Source organism: Dietzia sp. DQ11-71 (assembly GCF_014144995.1).
Lineage (GTDB): Bacteria > Actinomycetota > Actinomycetes > Mycobacteriales > Mycobacteriaceae > Dietzia > Dietzia kunjamensis.
This window is the reverse complement of record NZ_JAALDT010000415.1, coordinates 1-5,390: the sequence shown is the minus strand read 5'-3', so window position 1 is coordinate 5,390 and position 5,390 is coordinate 1. Positions and strand designations below refer to the sequence as shown.

The following is a 5,390-nucleotide window of genomic DNA, read 5'->3' as shown; positions in this document are numbered from 1 at the left end:
CGGGCGGGGTCAACATCTACCCGCAGGAGATCGAGAACTGCATCGCCGTGCACCCGGACGTCATCGACGTCGCAGTGATCGGCGTTCCGGACGAGGTGATGGGACAGACCGTCAAGGCCGTGGTCCAGCTCGCCCCGGGTGTTGAACCGACCGATGCGACGGCCGACGCCATTAAACAGCACTGCCTCGACCGGATCGCCCGCTACAAGTGCCCTCGCACGGTGGCGTTCACCGAGGTCATCCCCCGCACCCAGACCGGGAAGTTGGTCAAGGGGCGCCTCGACGCCTCCGTCTGACCTGCCCGCCCCACCCTCACCCTCATCCGAATCGGAGATTCCGTGCCGAACGCAGTCATCATCGACGCCGTCCGCTCCCCCATGGGCCGCGGCAAGGCCGGCGGCGCCCTCGCCGATCTGCACCCTGTCGATCTCCTCGCCCAGATCCTCTCCGGGCTCGCCGAACGCACCGGCCTCGACACCGCACTCGTCGAGGACGTCATCGTGGGCGTCGTCAGCCAGGTCGGTGAGCAGTCCGGCACCGTCGGACGTCAGGCCGCCCTCGCCGCGGGCTTCCCCGAGCACGTCCCCGGCGTCACCGTCGAGCGCAAGTGCGGCTCGAGCCAGCAGGCCGTGGACTTCGCCGTCCAGGGTGTGGTCGCCGGCGCCTATGACGTGGTGATCGCCGCCGGACTGGAATCGATGAGCCGCGTCCCCATGGGGGTCAACAAGCTCGACAAGGACCCCTACGGTCCGGTCGTCCACGAGCGGTACCCGGGCCTGACCAATCAGGGCGTGGCCGCCGAACTCGTGGCCGGGAAGTGGGGGCTGTCCCGTGAGCAGCTGGACGACTACTCGGCCCGCTCCCATGAGCGCGCGGACGCCGCGCGGTCAGGCGGATGGTTCGACGACGAGATCGTGCCCGTGACCACGCCGGCGGGAGTCGTGGACACCGACGAGTCGATCCGACCGGGCACCACCTCCGAGAAGTTGGCCGGCTTGCGCACGGCATTCGATTCCGAGAGCGCTCGAGCCGAGCGGCCCGACGTGGACTGGAAGGTCACGGCCGGTAACTCCTCCCAGATCACTGACGGCGCAGCCGCGATGCTCATCATGAACGAGGACGTCGCGAAGTCCCTGGGACTGACCCCGATCGCGAGGATCGTGGCCTCCGCCGTCGTCGCCGATGACCCCGTCCTCATGCTGACCGGCCCGATCCCCGCCACCCACAAAGCTCTCGACCGCGCCGGGATGACCGTCGCCGACCTCGACACCTACGAGGTCAACGAGGCGTTCGCCTCGGTACCCCTGGCCTGGCGGTACGAGTTCGGAGCCGACGACGCCAAGCTCAACCCCGTCGGCGGCGCGGTGGCGCTCGGGCACCCGCTGGGAGCCTCCGGGATCCGCATCATGACCACGATGATCCACCACCTGCGTCGCACCGGCGGACGCTACGGGCTCCAGACGATGTGCGAGGCCGGCGGCATGGCCAACGCCACCGTCGTCGAAGCGCTCTGACCGCCTTCTCCTTGTGACCCCCTTTTCTTGTAGAGAGAGGTAAGACCGATGAATCTGACCAATGCGAGCGCCCTGGTGACCGGCGGGGCCTCCGGCCTCGGCCGGGCCACCGTCGCCCGTCTCGTCGACGCCGGCGTCCCCACCGTCCTGGTGGACCTGCCGTCTTCCGACGGGCAGCAGGTGGCCGACGGGTTCGGTGACCTCGTCACGTTCGCCCCCGCCGACGTCGCCGATCCCGAGCAGGTCACCGCGGCTGTCCGGAGTGCAGCCGAGCGCGCCCCCCTGCGCGCGGTCGTGCACTGCGCGGGCATCGGCCGGACCGTCCGGGTGGTGGACCGCGAGGGCGAGCCGGGTTCGCTGGAGGACTTCGAGCTCGTCGTCCGCGTGAACCTCCTGGGCTCGTTCAACGTCCTGCGGATCGCCGCGGCGGAGATGGCGAAGAACGAACCGACCGACGGCGAGCGCGGCGTGATCGTGATGACCGCCTCCGTGGCCGCATGGGAGGGCCAGATCGGGCAGATGCCCTACTCGGCGTCCAAGGCCGGCATCGTCGGGATGACGATCGTCGCCGCCCGCGACCTCGCCCGCCGCCAGATCCGCGTCAACACGATCGCCCCCGGCATCTTCGAGACCCCGATCTTCGACCGCCATCCCGCGGAGCTCGTCGAGGGTCTGGCCGCGCAGATCCCGCACCCCTCGCGTCTCGGCAAGCCCGACGAGTACGCCAAGCTCGCCCTGCACGTGGTGGACAACGCCATGATCAACGGCGAGACCATCCGCATCGACGGCGCGATCCGGATGGCCCCCAAGTGAGCGGCCCGCAGGTGAGCGCGACCGTGGTGGACCGGGTTCACGTCGAGGAGACCGACGGCGTCCTGGTGGTGACCATCGACCGCCAGCACGCGCGTAACTCCATCAACCGGGCCACCTCGGAGGCGATCGCTGCGGCGATGGCCGAGCTGGACCGGCGTGACGACCTCACCGCCGGAGTGATCGCCGGCGCGGGATCCGTCTTCTGTGCCGGGATGGACCTGAAGGCCTTCATCGCCGGGGAGAACGTCTCACTACCCGAGCTCGGCTTCGCGGGCCTGGTGGAGAAGCCCCCGGCAAAACCGCTCATCGCGGCGGTCGACGGTCCGGCGCTGGGCGGCGGTTTCGAGATCGTCCTGTCCTGCGATCTGGTCGTGGCGTCGGAGAACGCCTCCTTCGGCCTCCCCGAGGTCAGGCGTGGTCTCCTGGCGGGCGCGGGCGGCCTGCTCCGGCTCCCCCGACGCATTCCGTATCAGCTGGCGATGGAAGCCGCCCTGACCGGCCAACCGATCGACGCCGAGACCGCCCGGGGCGCCGGCCTGGTCAACCGGCTCGTCCCGGCGGGTGAGGCGACCGCCGCCGCCGTGGAATTGGCCAAAGCGATCGCCGCGAACGCCCCGCTTGCCGTGCGGGCATCCAAAGAGATCATGGCCCGGTCGCGCGAGTGGAACTCCGAGGAGGAATTCGACAAGATGAGAGAAATCTACCTCCCGGTCCGGTCGTCGAACGACGCCCGCGAAGGGGCGCTCGCCTTCAAGGAGAAGCGGGCTCCACGGTGGACGGCGACCTGAGAGGACCGACACGATGACCAGTGGCACGGTGCAGCACGACCTCCTGGCGGTCGCCCGCCGGGAGTTCGTGGAACACGGCTACGGGGGCGCATCGATCCGGTCGATCGCACAGAAGACCGGGGTGAGCCTGTCGGCGATGTATTACCACTACGCCAGTAAGCAGGAGCTGCTGGCGGCCATGCTCAACGCGGGGATGGACTCCTTCGAGGGGCGCGTGACCGAGGAGTTCGAGGCCAAGGACTCGACCCCCACCGGCCGGCTCCTGGGCTTCGTCGCCTCACTGGTCCGGTTCCGCACGCTCGAGCAGGAACAGTCCCAGCTGGTCCAGACCGAAACCCGTAACCTCGAGCCGAAGCACCTCGCGGCCTATCGGGAGCGACAGCGGCAGTCCAGTGAGCCGCTGCGACAGGCGGTCGCCGACGGCGTCGCGAGCGGCGAGTTCTGCACCCGGTTCCCCGAGGACTCCTACCGGTCCATCCTGGGCATGTGCAACGCGATCGCCCACTGGTACGAGCCGGACGGCGACCTGGCGGTCGAGGAGATCGTCCACCGCTACCAAGAACTCGCACTGGGCGTGGTTTACCACCGGGATGTCACCGTCCCTGCCCCCTGAAACCGGGCTAGCCGGGCCGAAGGCCAGTCGGGCCGGGCGGGCGTCAGTCGCGGTGGCGGGCCTGGTCGACCTGGGCCTCGCGTCGGACGTCTGCAGCCTCGTCGATGGCCTTCTGCTGCTTCTCGGCCGCCTTGTCGCTGGCGGTGGTGTCGCGCGGCGGGAGCTGGATGGTCTCCTCGGCGTGCATGCCCGCCTGGAGCTCACGGGCGCGCTCCATCTCGGCGTCCACCTCGGCACCGAACAGGAAGGCGTTGTTGGTGATCCACAGCCAGAGCAGGAAGACGATGACGCCGGCCAGCGAACCGTAGGTCGCGTTGTAGCTGCCGAAGTTGGACACGTAAAAGAAGAAGCCGACGGTCGCGAGGCCCCACACCACCAGCGCGACCACCGCGCCGAGCGAGATCCAGCGGAACTTGGGCTGCTTCACGTTGGGGGCGAACCCGTAGAGGACCGCCAGGATGACGACGACGACGAGGACCAGCGCCGGCCACTTGGCGATGCCCCAGACGGTGACCGCCGTCGAGCCGAGACCGATGAGATCCCCCACCCACTCGGCGATCGGCCCGCTGACGACCAACATCACGCCGGCCAGGGCGACCAGGATCAGCAGCACGGCGGTGAGAAGGATCATCAGCGGCTTGAGCTTCCAGAAGGGGCGCCCCTCCTCGACCTCGTAGATGCGGTTCATGGCGCGACCGAAGGCGCCCACGTATCCGGAGGCCGTCCAGAGCGCGCCGAGAATACCGGTGATCAGGGCGATCCCGGCGGCCGGAGTGTTGACCAGTCCCTCGATCGGCCCGCGGAGTTCGTTGAGGGTCTGCTCCGGTACCGAACCCTCGACGAGGCCCATCACCGCGTCGACCGTGGCCTGCCCCTGGCCGAACACACCGAGCAGCGAGACCACGGCGAGAAGCGCCGGGAACAACGAGAGAACGGCGAAGTAGGTGAGCGACGCCGCGAGGTCGGTGCAGTTGTCCTTGGAGAACTCCCCTGCGGCGCGTTTGAGGCCGACTTTCCAGGCTCCGCCGGTGAGCTTGGTGGGCGACTCGGGCTTGCCGGTGTCGGGGTCGGCATCCGTGTGGGGCTTGTCGGTGATGTCGCGGCTGCTCGTACTCATACCAAGCACCTTTCCACCAACGGGCCTCCCCCGCATCCGGCCCGGCCGTCCCCCCCGCGGGATTACGGACGCCGCTCTGTGCGTTACCCTCTTTGATGTCACGTCACCAAAGTGTCGTATCAACAACTTCGATTTCGTCGACCGTCACCGCACCAGAGGGAGAAACACAGTGAGTCTGTCCAACGCCATCCTCCGTGGAGTCACCGGGGCCTTCGTCCTCAACTCCGGCCTGAGCAAGCGCGGCATGCCGACCGAGGCCGCCCAGGGTCTACAGGGCTTCGCCGCGACGGGAGTGCCCGCCGTGAACAACATGGATCCCGATTCCTTCGGCAAGTTCGTCGCCTACTCCGAGATCGGCATCGGCGCCGCCCTCCTCACCCCGGTCGTGCCCCGCCAGATCGCCGGCGCCGCCCTCGGCGTCTTCTCCGCCGGCCTGCTCGCGATGTACTTCCGCAACCCCACCATGACCGAGGCCGACGGCATCCGCCCCAGCCAGGAGGGCATGTCCCTGGCCAAGGACGCGTTCATGGCCGCCATCGCCGGCG

At 68.9% G+C, this 5,390-nt stretch carries 7 protein-coding genes; 6 read left to right on the top strand and 1 reads right to left on the bottom strand.

Annotated features, from left to right (window positions below):
* The 5 genes from G6023_RS13590 to G6023_RS13570 form a co-directional block, all read left to right on the top strand.
* On the top strand, positions 1-296 hold a 296-nt coding region (locus tag G6023_RS13590), incomplete at its 5' end, for an AMP-binding enzyme (RefSeq protein WP_472986447.1).
* A gap of 42 nt (positions 297-338) precedes the next feature.
* The gene (locus G6023_RS13585; protein ID WP_120284236.1) at positions 339-1,514 is read left to right on the top strand and encodes a thiolase family protein; all 1,176 of its coding nucleotides are present in this window, start codon (positions 339-341) and stop codon (positions 1,512-1,514) included.
* A gap of 48 nt (positions 1,515-1,562) precedes the next feature.
* The gene (locus G6023_RS13580; RefSeq protein ID WP_120284238.1) at positions 1,563-2,327 is read left to right on the top strand and encodes an SDR family NAD(P)-dependent oxidoreductase; all 765 of its coding nucleotides are present in this window, start codon (positions 1,563-1,565) and stop codon (positions 2,325-2,327) included.
* An 11-nt stretch (positions 2,328-2,338) separates the two neighbouring features.
* Complete coding sequence (locus tag G6023_RS13575) at positions 2,339-3,115, top strand: crotonase/enoyl-CoA hydratase family protein (protein WP_472984936.1); 777 nt, start codon at positions 2,339-2,341, stop codon at positions 3,113-3,115.
* Between the two features lie 13 nt (positions 3,116-3,128).
* Positions 3,129-3,728, top strand: a complete 600-nt coding sequence (locus G6023_RS13570) for a TetR/AcrR family transcriptional regulator (RefSeq protein WP_182636013.1) — start codon at positions 3,129-3,131, stop codon at positions 3,726-3,728.
* A gap of 43 nt (positions 3,729-3,771) precedes the next feature.
* Here the strand turns inward: G6023_RS13570 and G6023_RS13565 are convergent, their stop codons facing one another.
* Positions 3,772-4,845: a YihY/virulence factor BrkB family protein gene (locus G6023_RS13565; RefSeq protein ID WP_182636011.1), complete on the bottom strand. Its 1,074-nt coding sequence runs from the start codon at positions 4,843-4,845 to the stop codon at positions 3,772-3,774.
* 169 nt (positions 4,846-5,014) lie between these two features.
* Here G6023_RS13565 and G6023_RS13560 point away from each other — a divergent pair.
* On the top strand, positions 5,015-5,390 hold a 376-nt coding region (locus G6023_RS13560; RefSeq protein WP_182636009.1), incomplete at its 3' end, for a hypothetical protein.

Excerpts from the sequence above, each read along its gene's own strand:
- G6023_RS13570 (WP_182636013.1), top strand. The coding sequence starts at position 3,129 with ATGACCAGTGGCACGGTGCAGCACGACCTCCTGGCGGTCGCCCGCCGG.
- G6023_RS13580 (WP_120284238.1), top strand. The coding sequence starts at position 1,563 with ATGAATCTGACCAATGCGAGCGCCCTGGTGACCGGCGGGGCCTCCGGC.
- G6023_RS13565 (WP_182636011.1), bottom strand. The coding sequence starts at position 4,845 with ATGAGTACGAGCAGCCGCGACATCACCGACAAGCCCCACACGGATGCC.